The organism is Chryseobacterium sp. FR054, assembly GCF_056844565.1.
In genome coordinates this window covers 64,821-85,256 of the sequence record NZ_JBXDSA010000005.1, presented here as the reverse complement: position 1 = coordinate 85,256, position 20,436 = coordinate 64,821, and the positions used below count along the sequence as shown (strand labels likewise).

The 20,436-nt window shown below is 41.5% G+C and carries 18 protein-coding genes; 10 read left to right on the top strand and 8 right to left on the bottom strand.

All coding sequences use genetic code 11. The features are described from left to right. Window positions 1–25: 25 nt before the first annotated feature. From putP to AC106S_RS19435, 3 genes are all read right to left on the bottom strand, one after another. Window positions 26–1,522 carry a sodium/proline symporter PutP gene (gene putP, locus AC106S_RS19445; protein WP_482441332.1) on the bottom strand — a complete coding sequence of 499 codons (1,497 nt, stop codon included), beginning with the start codon at window positions 1,520–1,522 and terminating at the stop codon, window positions 26–28. 140 nt (window positions 1,523–1,662) lie between these two features. Then, on the bottom strand, window positions 1,663–4,230 hold the full coding sequence (locus AC106S_RS19440; RefSeq protein ID WP_482441331.1) for a M1 family aminopeptidase: 2,568 nt from the start codon (window positions 4,228–4,230) through the stop codon (window positions 1,663–1,665). Window positions 4,231–4,539: 309 nt separating this feature from the next. Then, on the bottom strand, window positions 4,540–5,142 hold the full coding sequence (locus tag AC106S_RS19435; RefSeq protein WP_482441330.1) for a hypothetical protein: 603 nt from the start codon (window positions 5,140–5,142) through the stop codon (window positions 4,540–4,542). A gap of 215 nt (window positions 5,143–5,357) precedes the next feature. Between AC106S_RS19435 and AC106S_RS19430 the strand changes: the two genes are divergently transcribed. The 4 genes from AC106S_RS19430 to AC106S_RS19415 all read left to right on the top strand — a co-directional run bounded on the left by AC106S_RS19430 (window position 5,358) and on the right by AC106S_RS19415 (window position 12,982). Beyond that, window positions 5,358–5,894, top strand: coding sequence for a TetR/AcrR family transcriptional regulator (locus AC106S_RS19430; RefSeq protein ID WP_482441329.1), 537 nt, complete (start codon window positions 5,358–5,360; stop codon window positions 5,892–5,894). 44 nt (window positions 5,895–5,938) lie between these two features. Next, entirely contained in the window at window positions 5,939–6,784 is an 846-nt protein-coding gene (locus tag AC106S_RS19425; RefSeq protein ID WP_482441328.1) for a tail fiber domain-containing protein, read from the top strand. A gap of 72 nt (window positions 6,785–6,856) precedes the next feature. Beyond that, complete coding sequence (locus AC106S_RS19420; RefSeq protein WP_482441327.1) at window positions 6,857–12,436, top strand: hypothetical protein; 5,580 nt, start codon at window positions 6,857–6,859, stop codon at window positions 12,434–12,436. A gap of 264 nt (window positions 12,437–12,700) precedes the next feature. Beyond that, complete coding sequence (locus AC106S_RS19415) at window positions 12,701–12,982, top strand: hypothetical protein (RefSeq protein ID WP_482441326.1); 282 nt, start codon at window positions 12,701–12,703, stop codon at window positions 12,980–12,982. Between the two features lie 15 nt (window positions 12,983–12,997). Here AC106S_RS19415 and AC106S_RS19410 read toward each other — a convergent pair whose 3' ends face one another. The 3 genes from AC106S_RS19410 to AC106S_RS19400 form a co-directional block, all read right to left on the bottom strand. After that, window positions 12,998–13,723 carry a sterol desaturase family protein gene (locus AC106S_RS19410; RefSeq protein ID WP_482441325.1) on the bottom strand — a complete coding sequence of 242 codons (726 nt, stop codon included), beginning with the start codon at window positions 13,721–13,723 and terminating at the stop codon, window positions 12,998–13,000. A 96-nt stretch (window positions 13,724–13,819) separates the two neighbouring features. After that, window positions 13,820–14,584: a hypothetical protein gene (locus tag AC106S_RS19405; RefSeq protein ID WP_482441324.1), complete on the bottom strand. Its 765-nt coding sequence runs from the start codon at window positions 14,582–14,584 to the stop codon at window positions 13,820–13,822. After that, window positions 14,581–15,075: a MarR family winged helix-turn-helix transcriptional regulator gene (locus AC106S_RS19400; protein WP_482441323.1), complete on the bottom strand. Its 495-nt coding sequence runs from the start codon at window positions 15,073–15,075 to the stop codon at window positions 14,581–14,583. The genes AC106S_RS19405 and AC106S_RS19400 overlap by 4 nt, the downstream gene beginning before the upstream one ends. Window positions 15,076–15,470: 395 nt before the next feature. Here AC106S_RS19400 and AC106S_RS19395 point away from each other — a divergent pair, with 395 nt between their 5' ends. Next, window positions 15,471–15,863: a hypothetical protein gene (locus tag AC106S_RS19395; protein ID WP_482441322.1), complete on the top strand. Its 393-nt coding sequence runs from the start codon at window positions 15,471–15,473 to the stop codon at window positions 15,861–15,863. Between the two features lie 66 nt (window positions 15,864–15,929). Here AC106S_RS19395 and AC106S_RS19390 read toward each other — a convergent pair whose 3' ends face one another. Beyond that, window positions 15,930–16,547: a helix-turn-helix transcriptional regulator gene (locus AC106S_RS19390; protein ID WP_482441321.1), complete on the bottom strand. Its 618-nt coding sequence runs from the start codon at window positions 16,545–16,547 to the stop codon at window positions 15,930–15,932. Window positions 16,548–16,742: 195 nt separating this feature from the next. Here AC106S_RS19390 and AC106S_RS19385 point away from each other — a divergent pair, with 195 nt between their 5' ends. The 5 genes from AC106S_RS19385 (at window position 16,743) to AC106S_RS19365 (ending at window position 19,279) form a co-directional block, all read left to right on the top strand. After that, complete coding sequence (locus AC106S_RS19385) at window positions 16,743–17,369, top strand: superoxide dismutase (protein ID WP_482441320.1); 627 nt, start codon at window positions 16,743–16,745, stop codon at window positions 17,367–17,369. Window positions 17,370–17,393: 24 nt separating this feature from the next. Beyond that, a complete protein-coding gene (locus AC106S_RS19380) occupies window positions 17,394–17,894 on the top strand; it encodes a DUF2480 family protein (RefSeq protein ID WP_482441319.1) in 501 nt (166 codons plus the stop codon). A gap of 6 nt (window positions 17,895–17,900) precedes the next feature. Next, entirely contained in the window at window positions 17,901–18,464 is a 564-nt protein-coding gene (locus AC106S_RS19375; RefSeq protein ID WP_482441318.1) for an NADPH-dependent FMN reductase, read from the top strand. A gap of 21 nt (window positions 18,465–18,485) precedes the next feature. After that, the gene (locus AC106S_RS19370) at window positions 18,486–18,803 is read left to right on the top strand and encodes a 2Fe-2S iron-sulfur cluster-binding protein (protein WP_482441317.1); all 318 of its coding nucleotides are present in this window, start codon (window positions 18,486–18,488) and stop codon (window positions 18,801–18,803) included. A 125-nt stretch (window positions 18,804–18,928) separates the two neighbouring features. After that, window positions 18,929–19,279: a 4Fe-4S dicluster domain-containing protein gene (locus tag AC106S_RS19365; RefSeq protein ID WP_482441316.1), complete on the top strand. Its 351-nt coding sequence runs from the start codon at window positions 18,929–18,931 to the stop codon at window positions 19,277–19,279. Window positions 19,280–19,428: 149 nt separating this feature from the next. On the opposite strand, the gene AC106S_RS19360 is transcribed toward AC106S_RS19365, so the two are convergent. Beyond that, on the bottom strand, window positions 19,429–20,358 hold the full coding sequence (locus tag AC106S_RS19360; protein WP_482441315.1) for a ketopantoate reductase family protein: 930 nt from the start codon (window positions 20,356–20,358) through the stop codon (window positions 19,429–19,431). Window positions 20,359–20,436 lie beyond the last annotated feature (78 nt).

Sequence of the window (20,436 nt, the reverse complement as noted above, 5' to 3'; positions counted from 1 at the left end):
TTTCCTCACTTATCGGAAATGTTTATTATTCCTTCATAATTTTATTTACTTCATCAAATTCACTTTCAATCATTGCATCCGGCTTGTAGGTAAGTAACGAAACAGTGACATTGGTGATCAGGGATAAAGTAAATCCGGGAATCATTTCATACCAGTCTTTGAAAGGATGCTGAAGGTAAACCCATGCCAGCACCGTAACTCCGCCGGCCAGCATTCCCGCAAAACCACCCTGCCAGGTAGTTTTTTTCCATAAAAGAGATAAAAGAATCAGCGGCCCGAATGCGGAACCGAAGCCTGCCCATGCATTACCCACCAGATTGAGAATGCTGTCTTTAGGATCCAGTGATAAAAGCACGGCTACGATAGCCACCAGCAAAACGGAAAGCCTGCTGGCGATCAGCAGTTGCTTTGAAGTAGCCCTCTTATTCAGAAAGGCTTTATAAATATCTTCCGTGAGTGAGCTGGAAGTCACCAGCAGCTGGGAAGAAATAGTACTCATCACGGCAGCCAGAATAGCTGTAAGCAGGAATCCTGCAATCAACGGATGGAATAATATCCTGGAGAAATAAATGAAAATTGTTTCAGCTTCTGTTTTCGATCCGTCGAATTTCATCATTGTCTGCAGATCAAACTTCTGCAGATAGGCAATTCCCACCAGACCTATTGCCAAAGCCCCGGCAACTGTAAAAATCATCCATGTGATCCCTATCCGTCTTGCCTTGACCAGATCTTTAGGTTTATCAATGGCCATAAAACGCACCAGGATATGGGGCTGCCCGCAATATCCCAACCCCCAGGCCAGTAAAGATACAATACTCACGGTGGTTGTTCCTCTGAACAGGTCAAGGTATTTAGGATCTTTTGTTTCAATCAGAGAAAAAGTTTCCTCAAAACTGCCGATCTGCGAAATAGCAACAATCGGCACAATCACCAGCGCCAGCACCATAATGGTTCCCTGTACAAAATCCGTAAGACTTACTGCCAGAAATCCCCCTAAAAAAGTATACAGCACAACTACCAGGCTGGTAAGCAGCAACCCTGCGGTATAATCCATTCCGAAAGCCGATTCAAACAGCTTTCCTCCGGATACCATCCCGGCTGATGTGTAAAGTGTAAAAAATACCAGAATAAAAATGGAGGAAGCAATCTTCAGAAGATGGTTTTTATTTTTAAACCTGTTTTCGAAAAATACCGGCAGCGTGATCGCATTCTGAGCAACTTCCGTATAAATCCTGAGTCTAGGTGCTACAATAATATAGTTGAGATAAGCCCCGGCTGTTAAACCGATCGCAATCCAGGAACTGGAAATCCCTGATAAATACATGGCTCCCGGAACGCCCATCAGCAACCAGCCACTCATATCCGCAGCTCCTGCAGACAGGGCTGTAACAGCCGCCCCCATTTTCCTTCCCCCTATTAAAAACTCTTCTGAATTACTTGTTGATTTTCTATAAGAATATATGCCTATACCTATCATCAGTAACAGGTACAACCCCACAGAAATCCCTTCATATATTTGCATATTATTTTTTTATGAATCCGAAGATAGCTATTTTCTGAAAAATGAAGGACTTTTTACAGAGAAACAGCATTATAATCCAAAACATAGATTTCCGGACAGATCTGCCCGGAAATCTATGTTTACACACTTCCGCTTTTATTCTATTTTACCAGTACCCGGGCTCTTTTCAGGTTATCAGTTGCCTGCAGAATTTTATTCTTCAGGATGACATTATAGCCGGGATGCTGTAAAAGAAACCGATTGACGATTTCCAGCGCTTGGGGATCCTGATAATTGCCGAATGTTGAGCGGAGCCAGTTATCCGGAAAGAAAATATCCCCCGTTTTCTGTATTTCCTGTAATATATCTAAAGATTGAAGAAGATAGTGTACAGAAGTCTGCTGTCTTAACGGATGGTGCAGATAGCCCAATGCCGTACCAACAGCCGATTCATTGGTTCTGTTCTGTTTTTCCATCAGACCGCTGAAGAAATCATCACGTGTTTTCCGGTCTGATGAGGCTGCTTTCATAATAATTTCGAAACGTTTTATCCGGTCTTTATTTGTAATTCTTTTCAGCTGTTCCTGAAGCAATTCACTGTTATTATTATTTCTAAGGGATAAAGAAAGGGCCAGGTTGGTATAATCGTCTTCATTAAGGGATACGTCCTTAGGCGGATTCTTCAGTCTCCAGACCTCAGACAGACGGTCATAGGCCTGCTGAGACCGGAAAATATTCCGGTAACAGTCGAACAGGATTTTTTTATTATTTTTTGCCGTCTGTACTTCCAATGCCTTCCAGAGCATATTCTCAAGATCTCCGGACTCTTTAAGCCGCGAATTTTCGGACAGGAATTCCCAAAAAACAGTAGAAATATAACCGGTAATAAGGCGTATATTCAGCTCTGTTGTTTCCTGTTGTAACTGTCCGGCATAAAAATGCAGCAAATCCGATGGGCTGACTCCCGAATTGCCCAGCATATTTTCATATAGCGAAATATAGGCACTGGCCCGGCTTACCGGATCTTTCACCAAAGAAAAGCCGGTCATTAGAGCTTTATCCGCCCTGAATACCCCATATCCTATTCCTGAAGAGTTCAGCAGGATGAAAAGCGGTTTTGCTTTCCCTCTCAGCTCGGAAATTTCCTGTTGTCTTCCGGACAGTTTTACATCCACTTTATCAACCCTGTCCGCATAAAACAGGCTCATCCGGAATTGCTGGGGCCAGATTTTTTTCTCCTTTCCATACTCAGGATGCTGGGTGATCATAAAACGCTGAATCTTATTATTTTTATCTTTAAGATCATAATCAATTACAGGTCTTCCCGGATCGTTCACCCATACCTTATTCCAGCTCTGTAAGTCTTCCGGGGTATGTTTATCCAGAATAGCAATAAGATCGGGCCAGGTGGCATTGCTGTACGCATATTTTTTAAGATATTCATTTACTCCCTGTTTAAAGCTGTCTTCCCCTGCCAGCAGTTCCAGCTGTCTCATCATGATCGGAGCTTTGTTGTAGATAATGGCCCCGTACATCATTCCTGCATTCTGCAGATTATCCAGAACCTGCCGGATGGGATTGGCTCCCGGGGTACGGTCTACGGAATAGGCTGCCGGAAAGTGTGTCGTTAAAAATTTCAGATCATAAACCTGCCGGTCGGAAGAAGCACCGGTACTTTTATCGGCCATAAAATTGGCAAAGACTTCTTTCATCCACACATCATTGAACCAATCCATGGTAACCATATCTCCGAACCAGAGATGGGCCACTTCATGGGCCATGAGATTGGAACGGTTATTCAGTTCGTTCTGTGTGGCATTCTGATCTAAAAATAATGTTGAATTCTGAAACAGGATTACACCCGGATGTTCCATTCCCCCGAACTGGAAATCAGGAATAGCCGCCATTCCATGCTTCTGAAAAGGATGTTTTATGCCGGTCCATTTTTCATAATAGGCAAGAGAGTTTCTGTACAGGGTGAAAATAGAATCCATACTGTTTTTTATTTTCAGCGTATCCGTTTCGCGGTATAAAAGATGGGAATCCTGTTGCCCGATGGGTTGTACAGCGGTTTTGAATTCTCCGGCAGCAAAAGAAAAAAGATAGGTAGGAAGCAGGTCCGACTCTTCGAACTTTAATGTTTTCTGTCCCTGCTGCACAGTGGTACTTTTCAGTTTTCCGTTGGCCAGAGCACTCCATTTTTCCGGAACGGTAAGGGTCAGGGAATATCTGGCCTTCAGGTTGGGCTGATCAAAACACGGAAACACGGTTCTCGCCCTGTCCGGCACAAATAAAGCATAAAGGTAGTCGTCACGTCTGTTTAGTGCCCCGTTTCCCGCAAGGAATGTAAAATCAATCCGGTTAAACCCCGATTTCAGGTATTTCGCATCGATAATGATATGTTCATTCTCCTGAACGGGCTTGGTCACCTGTCCGTTTACAGATACGGACCATATTGAAGAAAAGTCTTCTTTAAAATCGATCTGAAGAGGGGCTTCATCGTATTTTTTATAGTTAAAACCAATAACTTCCGTCCCGGAAATCCTTTCTGTTTTATTTTCCGGAATCTTCAGGCTGATCTCGTATTTAATCTCACTCAGTGTATTTTTTCTCAACTGAGCCAACTCGTAGGATACCCCTGGTTCGATCCTGGGTAAAGATTTTATTTGTGCATGGCAGCCACTGTTAAAAACAACAGCAAATAATACCAGCAGACCTGTTTTTTTCATAAATCAAATATAAGGTATAAAGTAAAAATATCAGGCAGGTATAAAACCGTTTTTGCTGAGTCTGAGACGGTGAAAAGATGTCAAAAAAATATTAATTTCCTGATCAGAAAAAATCATTTGTTTCTATACAATTAATAAATGGATGGTTCGTTAATCCGTTTTCAGTTACTAAGTTGAGTATTTTATGATTCAGATTAAATACCACAAACGGGTAATTTTTATCAGGTAATCTTCTCTTAATTCAAAAATTTCCATCGCCTTTCCGACATTGAATATTTTTAGAAGCCTGTAAAGAAATTTACAGAAAGGTTATTTCTCTTTTAACCGCTTAAAAAAGCTGTCGATCAGCATTGAACTTTCCGCGGGACTTTTTAACTGGACAAATTCACCATCCTCATCTGTTGTAAAATGTCCTTTAAATTCATCGGGCATTCTCCCGTACTGTTCGTTTACCTGTGCCAGAAGCTCAAGGAAACAAGTATAGCCATATTTTTCAGCAAGGTAAGGAAGGGCATTTTTTCCTCTCAGCAGCTCGTATTCCTGGTAATTGTAAGGTGTGGTTTCTTCCCTTTTTGCAAGAGAAACCTTCAGCTTACTGACCAGCTTTTCTATTTCTTTTTCTTCTGCGAACCTGGCCAGCCCTCTGAGGGCATATACTTTCATATCCAGATACCGTTCTTTTTTATAGGCTGCATCAAAAAAAGGACTGAGTCCGGGAGTATTGAAATCATAGAGCAGTCTCAGAATTTTATTACGGTAATCGATCTGTTTGGTGGCCATATAGATTCCGGTAAGTATTTCTATATGTTCAGGACGGATGTCTTCTGCATTAAGGTCAAATAATGCTTTTCTGAAATCAATATGTCTTTCATTGACTGTTTTATCGGATAAAATTTTCGGAAATCCATTCATTTTGTGATTTAATTTGGGGGTTAATTTTTATGAATATGCAAAATGGTGAAAAAATTTGAGATATGGTGAATATCCTGAAAATTCCCATTAAATGAGCCTTCATAGAAATATATGACGTCTTTTTTCATAAGAATATTAAATTATTTTTAAGTTTTTTTTAACAATACAGACCAGTCAGTCCATCTTTTATTTATATTTGTGAAAATAATTCACAAATGTACCGACCTCGCGAAAGAATTTTAAATACCGCTTCTGTTTTGTTTCATCAACAGGGGTATAACAATACCGGGATCAACCAGATTATTGAAGATTCAGGTGTTTCAAAGGCAAGCTTCTATCAGCATTTTAAATCAAAGGATGACCTGTGCATTGAATTTCTGAAAAGAAGATATGATTACTGGGTGTCTGAACTGGTCAGTTTTACTTCAGGAGCTGCTGATCTTAAAGACAAACTGATGAAGTCGTTCGATTTTCTCATCTACATGAATAAAAAGGAAAATTTCAGAGGCTGCAGTTTTCTCAATCTGCTGTCTGAAGTTTCTGCGGAGAAAACCAAGATCCATGATGTCATCAGGGACCATAAAAACAGACTGAGAATTTCTTTCAGCAGCGAGATTGAAGATGAGCTTCTGGCAGCCCACATTTATCTTCTGTTTGAAAGTTCCATCCTTACCAGCCAGCTTTACAGATCCAATGAATTAATTGAAAAATCGAAAATAATACTCCGGGAATTATTAAAAAAACTACACTAAGGAATTCTGAATATACGACTACAATAAAAAGCATTTAAGAAACTATGAAAAACTCTACTATCCTGCAGGCTGGCAGCACTGCAGTGTCTAAACTCTGCCTTATCGGAAGCATTGCTTCCTGTTCATTCCTGTTTTCCCAGGTCGGGATTAATACACCTGATCCGAAATCTACTTTAGATATCCGGGCAAAAACAGACGGAGCTTCGCAAACAGAAGGTCTGATGATTCCCCGTCTTACAGGTGACCAGATTCAGACAATGACCAATAATATACAGCCCGGAACAGAATCCCTGATGATCTATGCAACCTCTGCTCCGGCCTCTCCTACTGCAAAAGTGGCCAAGATCACCCAATCCGGCTATTATTACTGGAGCGGAACTGCCTGGGAAAGTGTAAGTTCCAACATATACACGGCAGATGGCAGCATTACAACACCTTTGGCATCCAGAAATGTAGATCTTAACGGCAAAAACCTTGTATTCTCAGGAACCGGAAGTGTGGGAATAGGTACATCGCCTTCCGCATCGGCAAAACTTGACGTAGCCGGAACGGTAAAAGCCAGTGCCATAGATTATAATTCTGACGAGCGGCTGAAACAGGATATTACCCCTGTACAGTCTTCTTCGGAAGTATTGTCAAAACTGAGACCCGTTTCTTACTTCTGGAATGAGAAAGGAAAAAAGAAAGGCGGAAATGCACAGCTTCAGTACGGACTGATCGCCCAGGAAGTGGAAAAAGTCCTTCCGAATATTGTGAGTACCGACAATGAAGGGTATAAATCAGTAAATTATAATGAACTTATTCCTCTCCTGCTGCAGACGGTTCAGGAGCAGGGTAAAAAAATAGATGAATTACAGAAAGAGATCCGGGACCTGAAAAAGGCAAAATAATCCTGAATCACGAGTTTACATCTACCTGAGATCATAAGGTTTCAGGCATTATTAATCTGTAATTCCAAAACAATGAAAATTAAATTATATCTCATTCTGCTTCTGTTGATAAGCAGCAGTATTTTCGCACAGAACAGCTACTATTGGGTGGGAGGTGCCGGCAGCTGGAGCGATCTGAACCACTGGCGCATCGGCTCTTCATCCGGACAGCAGGCAACCATTATTCCTTCCCGGTATGACAATGTATACTTTACTTCAGGAAGCGGTTTTACGGCTTCGGGGGGAACCATCAATGCCTCTCCTTCCATCATTGCGAAAGACTTCATTATAGACGATTCTTTTACAGGAAAAATCAACTTCAACCAGGGAACAGTATTCAATATTTACGGAAACCTGAAATGGAGAGGAAATGTAGGAAGTTATTATAATATGACGATGAATCTTTATTCTGACAGCATTAACCCCACTCCCAATATTATTGATATTCCCGGGAACCTCATAGATCCTCTTTACCTATCTTCCAGTTATCAGTCGTCAGTTAATTTTTTAGGAACCGGAAGTTTTAAACTGATCAATGATTTCTATACCAACGGCTATTTTTCCTTTACCATAGGAGGCAGCAGTGTATTGGATCCCAATAATAAGAATATCAGGGTAACCGGTGATATCAGTTACAGTTCAGCGGCGGTTTCTGATTTCGGAACGGTACAGCTTACTTCCACAGGCGGAACCTCAACTTACACACCTAATGCCAATCTTACGCAGGCAACGGTTTCAGGGCAGTTATCTGTTCCTTCTACCCAGGATATTAAAAAGATCATTATGCGGAACCAGATTTCCGTAGGTACCTACCTGAAGGCAGATGATATTACCGGGACATCCGGGGGCCAGCTTATCACCACCACCGGAACCGGGCAATACGAGATCAATACCCTGAACTTATTGGGAAATGGAAACTATACTATCGGAACATCCAATATCACCTACAATATTGCCAGGCTTAAGGTCAATACTTTAACCACAGACAGCGGAATTGCTAATTTTTATGCGGCAGAAAATGAATTCAATACCTGTTCTCTGGGAAATGGACTCAACAGATTTTATTTCGGTTATCTGGCCAGGTATACCATCAATAATCTCATCCTGAACGGAGGTGACTGTCTGTTTAATTCAATAGCCAATTCAGGTTCTTTTAATGTTAATCAGACTCTGACTGCCAATCTATCCTGTAAAAACGCAGCTCTGCCTGTTTTCGGAGGAATGAACAGTTCCTATTTTGTTAATCTTATCATGTCGGCTGGCATCAACAGTGGTGCCGGAGCCCATTTCTCGGGTTATACTTTAAACAACACCAAATTAACAGGTGGCGCAGCAGTAACCGCATCCATAGACGGTGGCGGAAATACGGGGAATATAACCTATACAGGACTGACAGGCAAAACGTATTACAGGATTGGTTCAGGAGCGTGGGATGATCCGTCTAAATGGTCTTTTTCATCCGGAGGAGCATCAGCCAACTGCGTTCCAACCATGTATGATGATGTTGTTTTTGATGTTAATTCGGGATTTACAGCAGGAAATAATACCATTACCAATCCTGTCGGAAACACTGCCTATTTCCGGAATATGACCTGGAGCAATGCTCCCGGAAATCCTGTTTACAGTGTGACCAACAACTATATTTACGGAAATATCTATCTTCAGAAAGATATGACGGCATCAGCCGGCCTGTTCAGTTTCCAGAAATATAGAAATACCGATCCACCGGCAGTACGGTATATGAATTTTGAAGGGCAAACTGTGAACAGGATTCATATTATCGGTATTAATGATGAGTTCCGTTTACTTCCGGCAAGCTGGGCAGCTCCTTATGATGTAAGTGTTACTTTGGATTTTAATTTTAATGAATCAAGTACTGTTTCAACGCTGGTAAGCAGCCTGTCTGCCGATGGCAGAAAAATATCAGTAGGCGGGGCTTTCAGGCTGGGCGGAAAGAATGTTTCCATAGATAATGGCCTTATCAGGACTCCTGCCCTTTATATTTCCACAGCACAACAGATCAATGCTCCCAACACAGCCGTATACATCAGCAATACTTACAGCGGCCGGTATTATTCGGCAGATCCCAACCATTTTTTCGGAAGTATCTACCAGGAGGGAAATGGTACCGCCACTTTTTCTGATATAAAGGCCAATCTGTTTCAGATCAGTTCCGGAAACTACACCACACTCACCAATACGAACACGGTAAAGAACGTAATGATTAACGCTCCTTCCCATATTACTTTCAGCAACTCTTCCAATCTCAGAGCTACGGATACTTTTGTGTACAACCGTGCAGACTGTGATCTTCATGTCAATCTTACCGGAAACGGAGGCAATAATCTTATTCTGGGAAATAACATCAACGGAACCGGTTTTGTGGAACTGAACAGAATGATGATCTCCGGAATTAATGCGGTATATGTTACTCCTGTTGCCGGCGCAAAGCCCGTGAATGCCAACAATTCCATTGATAACGGCAGCAACAGCGGCATTAATTTTACACTTCCTGCGGCAAAAAACTTTTATTGGAAAGGAGGAAACGGAAACTGGAACGACCTCAGCCACTGGTCTATGGATCCGTCCTCAGCAAGAGTAACTTCCAACTGCGGGCTTCCTACTATTTATGACAATGTGTTTTTTGATCAGTACTCAGGATTTTCTGCCAGCACGATTACAAGTATCAGCCTGGAAAACAGTGTACAGGTAAACAACCTTACATTCAGCGGGCTTCCGGCTTCAGCACGGTCTCATTTTGCAGGAAGCAATAATTATTATTCGATGGGGATCAACGGAGATCTTACCCTTCATCCCGGTTATTATGATGCAGGATATTTCAGCGGATTTATTTTTATAAACGCAGCTGGAAAGGCAGCAGGAATCAGTAAAGCGGTTTACCCCAACGGAGGAAATACCAACTTTACTTTTTCGGGGAATGCCAACTGGAAAGTCTACCGTGGAACGGGAACCTTTGATATGAACGGCGGTAATATCAATCAGAACAATACGGCAGGAACTCTTGATCTTACAGGAACCCTGCTTAATATTAACAACGCTACTTTCAACGGGAAGGAGGTGCTGCTGAGCAATTCTGATATTACTTTAAGGGCTTTTACAGCAAATACACAGCAGCCTGTGATCTCTAATAACAGTATTCTGAGATTAAATTCCGTACTGGGTGGACAAAGTAATTTTTCAGCCAATAATCTCGCCCATTATTTTGAACGAATTGATTATAAGAGTATTAATCTTAATACAACGGCTTATTTTTCGATGCAGGGAGGGACTGTCAATCATTTCAATATGCTGCAGGGAACCTTTTATACCCAGCCTTATGCGCTTCAGATCACAGGTCTGAATGTCAATCATCTCAATATCCAGAAATCCAACTCTGTTATTTTCGCCGGTAATATTACAGTGAACAATTCAATGCTTTTACAGGGTGGCTGTCTGGAGGATGAGAGGGTGATCATCTCGGGTGATAATTCGGTAAGGCAGATCATTATTTCCGGATATAATCCTTCGGATTTCGTCATAGACAGGGTACAGCTGAAAAATGTTTCGTCTTCCGGAGGACAGACTTATATTACTTCCAGCAGTAAGAATCTGGGAGGTGTTACAGGATTCAGCTTTTCGGATACGCTTACTGCGGCTCCAAGAGACCTTTACTGGATTGGCGGACAGGGTGAATGGAATGATCCTCTGCACTGGTCCCTGACTTCCGGTGGTGTGCCTGTTACAGGCTGTAATCCTCCGAGATCCAATGATAATGTATTCTTCGATCAGAATTCAGGCTTCACAGCATCCCAGAAATCAATTACGATTACCGGAACCAATGCTTTTGCCCATAATGTTACCTTTAATAATGCCCCCAACTCTCCTAATCTGGGGGTATACAGCACTAACTCTTCCTATTATCTGAATATTTACGGAAATCTTACACTTCAGCCGGATATGACTACTTTTTCGGGTACTTCTTTCATCAATATGGTTCAGAATCCCGCACTGATAAAGACCAGATATATCGATACCAAAGGGGTAAACGTAAATATTGCAATACCTGCAGATAAAGACGATTTTGAATTACTGAGTGCATATACAGGAAATATCGGAGGAACCAATGTAAAGAGTTTTAAATCCAACAATTTTCCGATGACAGGCGGCGTAAGCTTTATTTATAACCAAAATGTAAATCCCGTACTGGATTTCCGCCAGTCTGTTATCAATACAGGATCTTATAGTTTCAAGGTAAACGCAGGAGGTATTCCGGTTACGATCCAGGCGGAAGGAAGTAAAATTACCACTCAGAATTTTGCCGTTACTGTTCCCAATATTTCAGATTTTAATGAAATCGTCATCACCGGATATGGAACACTCAACGAAGGCAATACAGTCCATAACTTCAACAAAGTAACTTTCCTGGGAGGAGCCGGAGTAAGTACTCTTGCCTCTGCCGGACGTTATAAAATCCTTTATTTCAATCCGGGAAATTATACGATTGCGGACGGGCAGATCATTACGGAAAATCTGTTTATGACCGGTACGCCGTGTAACAGGATCAATATCAGCAGAACAGCTGCATCCGGACAAAGTTCAGTTACACTGGATCCGGCGGCAGCCTATACCATGTTCTATGCTTCTGTCCGGGATATGAATTTCTCCCGCACAGTGAGTGCGTATGGAAACAGCCAGGACCTGGGAAATACCACCAATCTTACCATTGTACCTACCAATGTACAGGCGGCAGGTTTTGGCGGCAACAAGACGCTCTGTGCCTCAGAATTTCCGAAAACATATGATGCGGCTACTCTGTTCGGAACAGATGCCAATGCTTCCTATACATGGACGAAGGTGAATCAGCCCGGCAGCGGAGTGATCAGTACCAGCCCATTGGTAACGTTTACCCAGCCCGGAAATTACAGTGTGAAAGTAGTTTATGCCCAGGATGGATGTAATATTACAGAAAACTTTACGATCAGTTCTGTTACCATGCCTGTCGATAATACTGTAACTGCCCCGGTAAGTGCCGTACAGCAGGTAACGGGTGATGTTCAGGTAAAATTTAAAGGATCTCTGGCACAGACGTATATTTTCACTTATTCTGTGAACAGTGGCCCGGACCAGGACATCACTTCAGCGGCTAATGGTGAAGCGGTAATTCTTCATCCGAAAAACCAGGCCGGAACATTTGTTTACCGTCTGAAAAGCATCCGTTTTGCAAGCGGGGAAGCCTGTCCTCTACTGCTGAATAACAAAAATATTGTAATCAACATCAATCCGGAATGTACTGTTCCCGGAGTTACTATGCTGATGAATGGCATTCTGAGAGGATGTACTGCCAGTATGGGAGCCAGACGGTTATCTGAGACTGATCCTGTAACAGTCATCAGTCCTCCTGTTGATTCCGGAGCCACAAAGCTCATCTCAGGAACCGGAATTACGGTAAAAGAAGGAAATGATGTACTGTTGATCAGGAATAGTGGCGCGTTACCGGAAACACTGGTCCTTCCTGTTCAGAAACCTCATGCCCGGGGAGCTGTTATTTACCACAACGATCATTTTTACGAAGGTGTGGAAAACGGAAAATGGATCAGGGTTGATAATGATTAAATATGAATATTTTTTTTAATAAAAGACTGTCTTCGGGCAGTCTTTTTCATTCCGCTCTATCTGATCCGAATTCCTTTTAAAGTCTCCTAAAGTATTTTAAATACTAAGATTTTATTTGTATTTTAGGAAGATTAAAAACATCATTATCTGAATTCGGATGATCATAGCTGCCCGCTCTGCGACCATGATCTCCGGAACGCTGCGATCTGTTTTTGAATGTATCCCAATGATTTATAACAATATTTCAGTTTTAAAATAAAGAAGATGGAACCAAAATATGTAGAATGCTCAACTCATGGAAAGCAGCAAATGGGGCTGCTGTGTGTACATCTGGCACAAAGCCTGTTTAATAATACCCCTTCCGGATTTCATGAGCATGATGAAGGAGATATGGGACGTCCCGATGCATGGTGCGATCAGTGTGAAGATGCCTGGGATCTTACAGAAACTGAAGAAGACCGCGAAAACTGGTTCACAGACTGCGATTTTAAAATTGTCTGTGTTTCCTGCTGGGATGAGACAAAGGAATTCAATGTGAAAAATTGAAAATTTCCCGATCAGTTATGGTTTATAGGTTGTGAAGATCCTGTCCCAGAGAGAGGTATAGAAACCGAAATTACAGCTTTCATCCTTATGGTGACGGTTATGAAATCCTGTCGTTCCGACAAGGAAACGGTCCAGTTCCAGTGGAAAAAATTCCCTGTTCAGATGCCCGACAGTTCCCCAGATGAGGTTAATCATCAGATAAATCATAACGGCAACAACCGAGAAATTGTACACCATCAGCAAGATCAGCAGCATCATTCCAAATCCGATGACCTCCAAAGGATGCAGCACAAAGAGACTGAGAAAATTGGTACTGGTATGTTCATGGTGTTTTCCGTGTAAAAGCCTGTATACAAAAGGAATATGAGCTACATAGTGAAAGATATACATCATCAGATCCATCAGAAGCAGTAAAACAAGCACTTCTGAAATAACGGAAATTACAGACGGGACAGCGTTCAGAATAATCCATCCGCTCTTCCACAGGCCAACCCCCAGTATCATTACGAAGCTGTTGCATACAATGGTTATAAAACTGAGATAAACATCCGATCTGTTCACCGGATGATCAGTCTGCTGTAATTTCTCTTTGTGGCAGGTTTTATCAATCAACAGGTATAACCCGATTGAAAACAGGTACATAAAAATATTAACCGCTATACTAAACAGTCCCCACTGCATCCATGAGAACTGCCAGAATATTTTTAAAAAATCAGAAAGTTCAGATCCGCTCACATTCATAATTTATCTTCTGTCAACCTGGTGTAAATGTATGAATTTTCAGAGGGAAAGCAAAAGGTATAAGCCGGGGTATCTTTTGGGAATAAACATACACAACTATTCATAAACCACATAATTCATCTTATCAACTCCTGTATTTCCTGATTTTTCGTGATAAGCGTATAAAATAAGTTCATAATTTCCGGCTGCCGTAATCATGGTATCTCCTTCAAACAGATTGGTGCTCACCAGTGAAAATATGACTTCTTTTACAGGTTTTCCGTCTTTTTTAAGGATTCCTTTTATTTCCATTTCATCAGAGTTCCAGACTCCGTTCTTTTCTATTACGCATCCGCACATCATAACAATATTCGCCTGGAAACGGAAAGGTTTATCCTTAATGGTGTTCAGTGCGATGTACTGATGGGTTCTGGGTTTCAGGATATCGACAATAAATCCCGGAATTTCCAGAATAATCCCGTCTCCTGAAATATGCTTTCCCGGAATCAGCCATAACTCTATACTTACAGCAGCCTGGGCCTGTCTTTGATTGAATGGGGAAATCACTTCAATGGTGACCAAGACCGGTTCTGTAATATCTACTTTTGCCAGGAATCCGGCGGTTTCACTGTCCGTAATTAAGCTTCCCCTTGTCTTTGGAGTTTTCATGATCAGGTCTGTATTTCCTGTACTTCCGGAAGTATTTCCTTCCGCCATGATTTCGCGGTTGATTTTATTCCGGACAATAACATGTGCCCCACCCAATGAGGTCCCGATAAATTTGGCATCTCTTGCTTTTACCCGGATCATGACCCTGGTTTCTTCGGCATGAAGCATCAGCCCTGAAAAAAGAAATGCGGTGAGAAAAATAAATGTTTTCATAAATTATGTGATTGTAAATATCTCTCTTTAAACCGATTATGGAAAGATTTGTTTTTCAGCTCATTATCTATTCCGTCCAGATAAGTGAAAATTTCCAGATCATCAGAAAGTATTTCCAGAATTGCTTTTTCACAGCTGTCCCAGATATGCTCCAGCTGTGGCAGCATTCTTATGGCTTTTTCTGTAAGGGAAATGATCTGTTTCCGTTTATCGGTTTTGTCTTTTTTTATATTCAGGTATCCGTTCTCTGCCATTTTTTTTACCATCACAACCACCGTGGGATGGGCATATCCTAAAGGATCTGCAATATCTACAATAGCCATTTCGCCATTCTTCTGCAGCAGCATAAAAACGAGATACCAATTGGGTTCTACATCTATATCAAGCTCTTTATAGAACCTTCTTACGTCATGAGCCATCCGGTCGCTGATCCTTTTCAACCTGCTGTCTAAAGCTTTATAGCCCAATTCTTTAATGAAATCAAAATCCATTTTGGAAAAAATTATAAGCAAATATATAAAAAATATAGTTAACTATATAGTTAACTATATTTTTTATGAAATTTTAATCTGAGTCCGGGTTAAAGAATCCAGGTGAAAAGGCCTGAAGATGGAAGGAGGCTGAAAGTTATTTCCGGTTACAGATACTGAAAGCCATCATAAGATCAGGTGATCTCAAAAGATGAACACCTATTATCGGTGGGATTCATAACTATTCTCTTCCGGCTCCTGGTTTCATGTCTATGTCAGTAAGAAACTCTTATCCCGAACTGAGGTAATTTGTATTAATGATAAAAGTGACATATTGCTGCTCCTGGGAGCTATCTGAACAGGAATTTAAAATTCAGTCAGGAGCATCTATAAAAAAATATCTTAAATTTAGGCGTATGAATTCAACAGAGAAAATCACCCGGGAGATAAAAGAGTTTCATTATATGATTGAAGAATGGTTCCGGGGAAATGCACCGGATCAGGAAATCCTGTATCAGAAACTTTTGTCTGGTTTTACGCCGGAGTTCCGAATGATCAATGGTAACGGAAATACGGTTTCCTTATCGGATCTGTCGGGATGGCTTCCGGGAGTATACGGAAAATTTCCCAACCGGGTTATCATTCTCGAAAATATTGAAGTAGAGAGTACGGACAATCATGGCCTGGCGTCTTATACTGAGATTCAGATTACAGGAACCGAAACTACCCGCCGCCATTCATCGGCTGTATTTCTTCTGAATGATGAAAAGGCTTTATGGCTGCATCTTATTGAAAAATGGGTTCTGTAAAATAGAAATGACTTTTTATGATTCAAAAAATCCTCAATCCTATTGAAATCTGGAGAAACCTGATCTTTAAAAGATCTTATAGACACACCGCTGTCCGCCTGAAAGGATATGACTTACCCTTTCCACCCGGTAATCTTTACCGATAAGATTGCGGAAATTAGACAATTCGGCACGGCAGAATCCCTGGCATTCAGTAGCGGCAGCACAGATCGGACAATGGTTTTCTATCAGAAAATATTCTCCGGCTTCCTTTTTCCATTCCGCCATGTATCCTTCCTCACTCCGGATTTTAACGAGAATATCCAGTCGCTGTTCCAGCGATCCTGCATTTGCAAGAGACTGTTCATACCGCCGGTAGGTATTCTTCTCCCTGTCATTAATCAATAGTTCCAGTGCATTGTCACCCAAAAGGTTTTTAACAGACCGGAGAAGCTGAACAGTAATATCGGCATGGGTATCAGGAAACTGTGAAAATCCTTTTTCTGTAAGCTTATAAAAGGTAGACGGCCGCCCTACTCCTTCACTTTTAGAAAAAGATATGATGAGACCTGCCCCGGCCAGATTCAGCAGATGTTTCCTCGCCCCTTCTTTGGTGACGGACAGTTCTTCCGAGATCATCAGCGCGGTAGCCTCTCCCCTCATTTTTAAAAACATCAGAATACGATCCGCAGCCGGTTTTTTCATTTTGACAATATTTTGGTTGTTTTATTTTTCAACAACAAATATAGCCAATTTCTATAATCTTCAATTTTAATTTGTAAAAACAAACATATCAATATATTACATATTTTTTCAGACAAACCCATAAAACAACTAAATAGTTGTTTTATTAAAATATATTATTACCTTTGGCCTGTAATAATCAAAAAAAATAATATTATGAACACTTTTACACTTCCTCAACCGGATTATTCTTATGACTCACTGGAACCTTTTATAGATAAAGAAACCATGACTATTCATCACCAGCGCCACCATCAGGCTTATGTGGATAATCTGAATGCGGCTTTAGAAAAAGCGGGCGAAGCTTCCGACGACCTGGATTCTATTTTACAAAGAGTAAGTGAATATGGCCCGGCTGTAAGAAATAACGGCGGCGGACATTACAACCACTCCTTATTCTGGGAAATTCTTTCACCAACTCCTCAATTAGCTCCTCAGGGAAAACTGGCTGAAGCTATCACCTCAACTTTTGGTGATCTTGATACTCTTAAAGCGGAAATGAAGAAAACAGGACTTGGTCAGTTCGGGTCCGGATGGGTATGGCTGTTTGTAAAATTCAACGGTTCGCTGGCTATCGCTTCCACTCCTAACCAGGATAACCCGATGATGGATGTACAGCTGGTGAACAGGGGCTTTCCTGTTCTGGGGATTGATGTATGGGAACACGCTTATTATCTGGCATATCAGAATAAGAGGGCCGATTACCTCGACTCATTCTGGTCTGTGCTGAACTGGGCCGCAGTAGAAAGAAAATACGGAGAAGCACTCACCAAAATCAGATAAACCTTTCAGATTAAAAAGACCGTTATGAATCAGGAAATTTTCATCAACAAAGCAGAAGCTTCGGGCATTATTGCCCTTGATCTTTTGGACTACAAACCTACCACGGAAATTGTAGAACTTGATATTAAAGATCATCTTTTTATGGGAATGATTGTGAAGGAGAAAGAGTTTAAGGAATCTATTGCTGCCGTGGATTTTTCTGTGTACAACGAAAAAGCCGTGGGGATCATCTGTTCTACGGATGCCATAATTCCGCCCTGGGTATATATGCTCATCATGGAAAAATTATCTCCTTATGCTGTTCATGCAGACCTGAACAATGCTGATACGGTTTTGCTGGACCTCTGGAAACGCCGGCTGATGTATGCGGATCTGAAGCATTATAAGGATCAGAAAGTAGTTGTAAGAGCCCGTGCAGACCACGATCCTGCTCTTTATTTACTGGCAGCCGGACTTCTGAAACCTCTGGTAAAAAGCCTGATGTACGGAGAAATAGGTATGCCTAAAGTCATCTTCAAAAATTAAATCAGAATGAAAGCGATTATATTTAACGGATCGATGGAAAGACGAAGTGAATCTGCTTCGGGCCGGATTTCACAGTTTTTCAGAGAAAGACTGGAGAGATCAGGTATACAGACTGAGGTTTTTATGCCGGCAGACTCCGGAATTCCCCTGTTTGATATTACATTGGGTAAAACTCCTTTAGCGGTGGAGCGGATGGCACAGCTGTTTCAGGATGCAGATCTCCATTTCTGGCTTGCTCCTCTGTATCACGGAAGCATTCCGGGGGTGATGAAGAACTGCCTGGACTGGCTTGAAGTTACTTCGGGACATTATCAGCCTTATTTAACGGATAAAACGGTTGGGCTGGTATGCTGGGCAGACGGGCTTCAGGCTATGCAGGGAATCAATACGATGGATGTGGTCGCCAAATCTCTGCGTGCATGGCCGTTACCCTTCAGTGTTCCTGTGATCAGGTCAGTTTTATATGATCCGGAAAATCCGGAAAAAATATCTTCTTTATATTCAGATAAGTTTGAAAAGCTCATCAGTATTGCCACCACAAGAAGAATTGAAAGAATATCCCCTATTTAATGATAAAAACTGTTCTGAAGAATGGATGAAATTACAATCATGGTAAAGGATCAGGAAGGAAATATCCATCATCTGATCTGTCCTCTGGAAATGGGACTCAGCCTTAAAGATCTCTGTAAAGCATATGAATTGCCTATGGAAGCGATGTGCGGAGGAATGGCCATGTGTGCTACCTGCCACTGTTATATCCTCAGTGAAGCCACAGTTCTTCCTGAAAAAAGCGATATGGAGGAAGCGCTTCTGTCTGAACTTTTTACAACAACTTCTTCCAGCAGACTCGCCTGTCAGATTCAACTTACTGCGGCAATGGACGGACTTTTCATAGAAATTGCAGAATAAAGAACCACCGCCGTTGCGGCTTATTTTTTCAACGTTTAGTTCATTTACTTAAGTTTAGTTGGGGATTTCTTCCGGTATATTGTCCGGAAAATCCCCTTTTTAAAAACCTTAAAACCATTAATAATATGGCTATTATCATCACCGACGACTGCATCAACTGCGGAGCCTGCGAACCTGAATGTCCCAATTCAGCTATTTATGAAGGTGCTATCGACTGGCGCTGGCAGGATAAGACCCGGCTTTCCGGAAAAATCGTTTTCCCGGACGGAACGGAAGCTGATGCCGGAGCATACCAGCAGGCTTATTCTGATGAGGTGTATTATATTGTTCCCGGAAAGTGTACGGAATGTAAAGGCTTCCATGAAGAACCTCAGTGTAAAACAGTATGCCCGGTAGACTGCTGTATCGATGATCCTGACCACCGGGAAACTGATGAGGTATTGCTGGACCGGCAGAAATTCATGCACGGAGCATAATCGTTTTACCAACTCCGGAAATTTCTCTATATATTTAAATTTCTATACATCAAAAAAGGCGGTTTCGGACCGCCTTTATGAATATCATAATTCTCATTCTTTATCTGATTAAACCTGCATCTGTAAGATATTCTTATTCGGAACTGAGATTATTTTAAGTCTTGGTAGACCTTTTCGGTAAATGGTGTTTCTATATTCAGTTCTGCTCCGTATTTTAAAACGGCTCCGGCAAACAGCTCCAGTTCGTTATCCTTCTTTCCGGAGTGAATATCCAACTGCAGTGAGGTAGGAGTTTCAAAAGGAAATGCACCCGCTTTCTCAAAGGTTTCCTCTATAATGTCTGCGGAAAGGTGAATTTCTTTTTGATCTGCAATCCGCTTAATCTCTTTCATGATTTCTGCAGCTTCCTGTTTCTGCCGGGCATCCGTACATACGGTTCCGATGGATGAATTATATTTGGCCGTTACCGGTCCGAAGCTTGCAATGAAAATAAATTTGGTCCAGATATCCGTTAATGCGCTGTCTTTGAAATCAATATCAATTTTACTTTTTTTCATCAGTTCGGCGATCCAGTTTATATCTGCGGTAAAATGCTGCGGATCTCTTCCCATGATCATTTTCCCTGCTTTTCCTTTATGCTCTACCGTTCCCTTCTCTTTAATATGGGAAGCAACGTAGATACAGGCCGGAAGGATGACATTATCCGGAATGACCGCTCTGATTCTTTCATAAATATCGGCTCCGTTCATCATCGGAAGCAGTACTGTATCTTTATGAATAATCTGCTTGAGCTGAGTACAGACATTTTCCAGATCGTATTCTTTCACACAGATCAGGATGAGGTCCGGGTCCTTTATATCGATGATCTGCTGTTCTAAGGCATCAGGAAAAGTATGGGCTGCCGAATGCTCAGGGGAAAGCAGGATAAGGCCGTTTTCTTTTACTTTTTCATAGGTTTCACCTCTGGCAGCAAAGGTTACTTTATACGCTTCCGACGTTTCATTCAATTGGTTAATCTTAAATCCGAAATATCCGCCTACTCCACCGAGGCCGATTATAACGATATGCTTTTTATTCATTATTTCAGGTAAATGGGGTTCAAAATAAAATGTAAGGAATGATAAAATTTTATAGTTTCACTGCTTTTGTAGCGATAA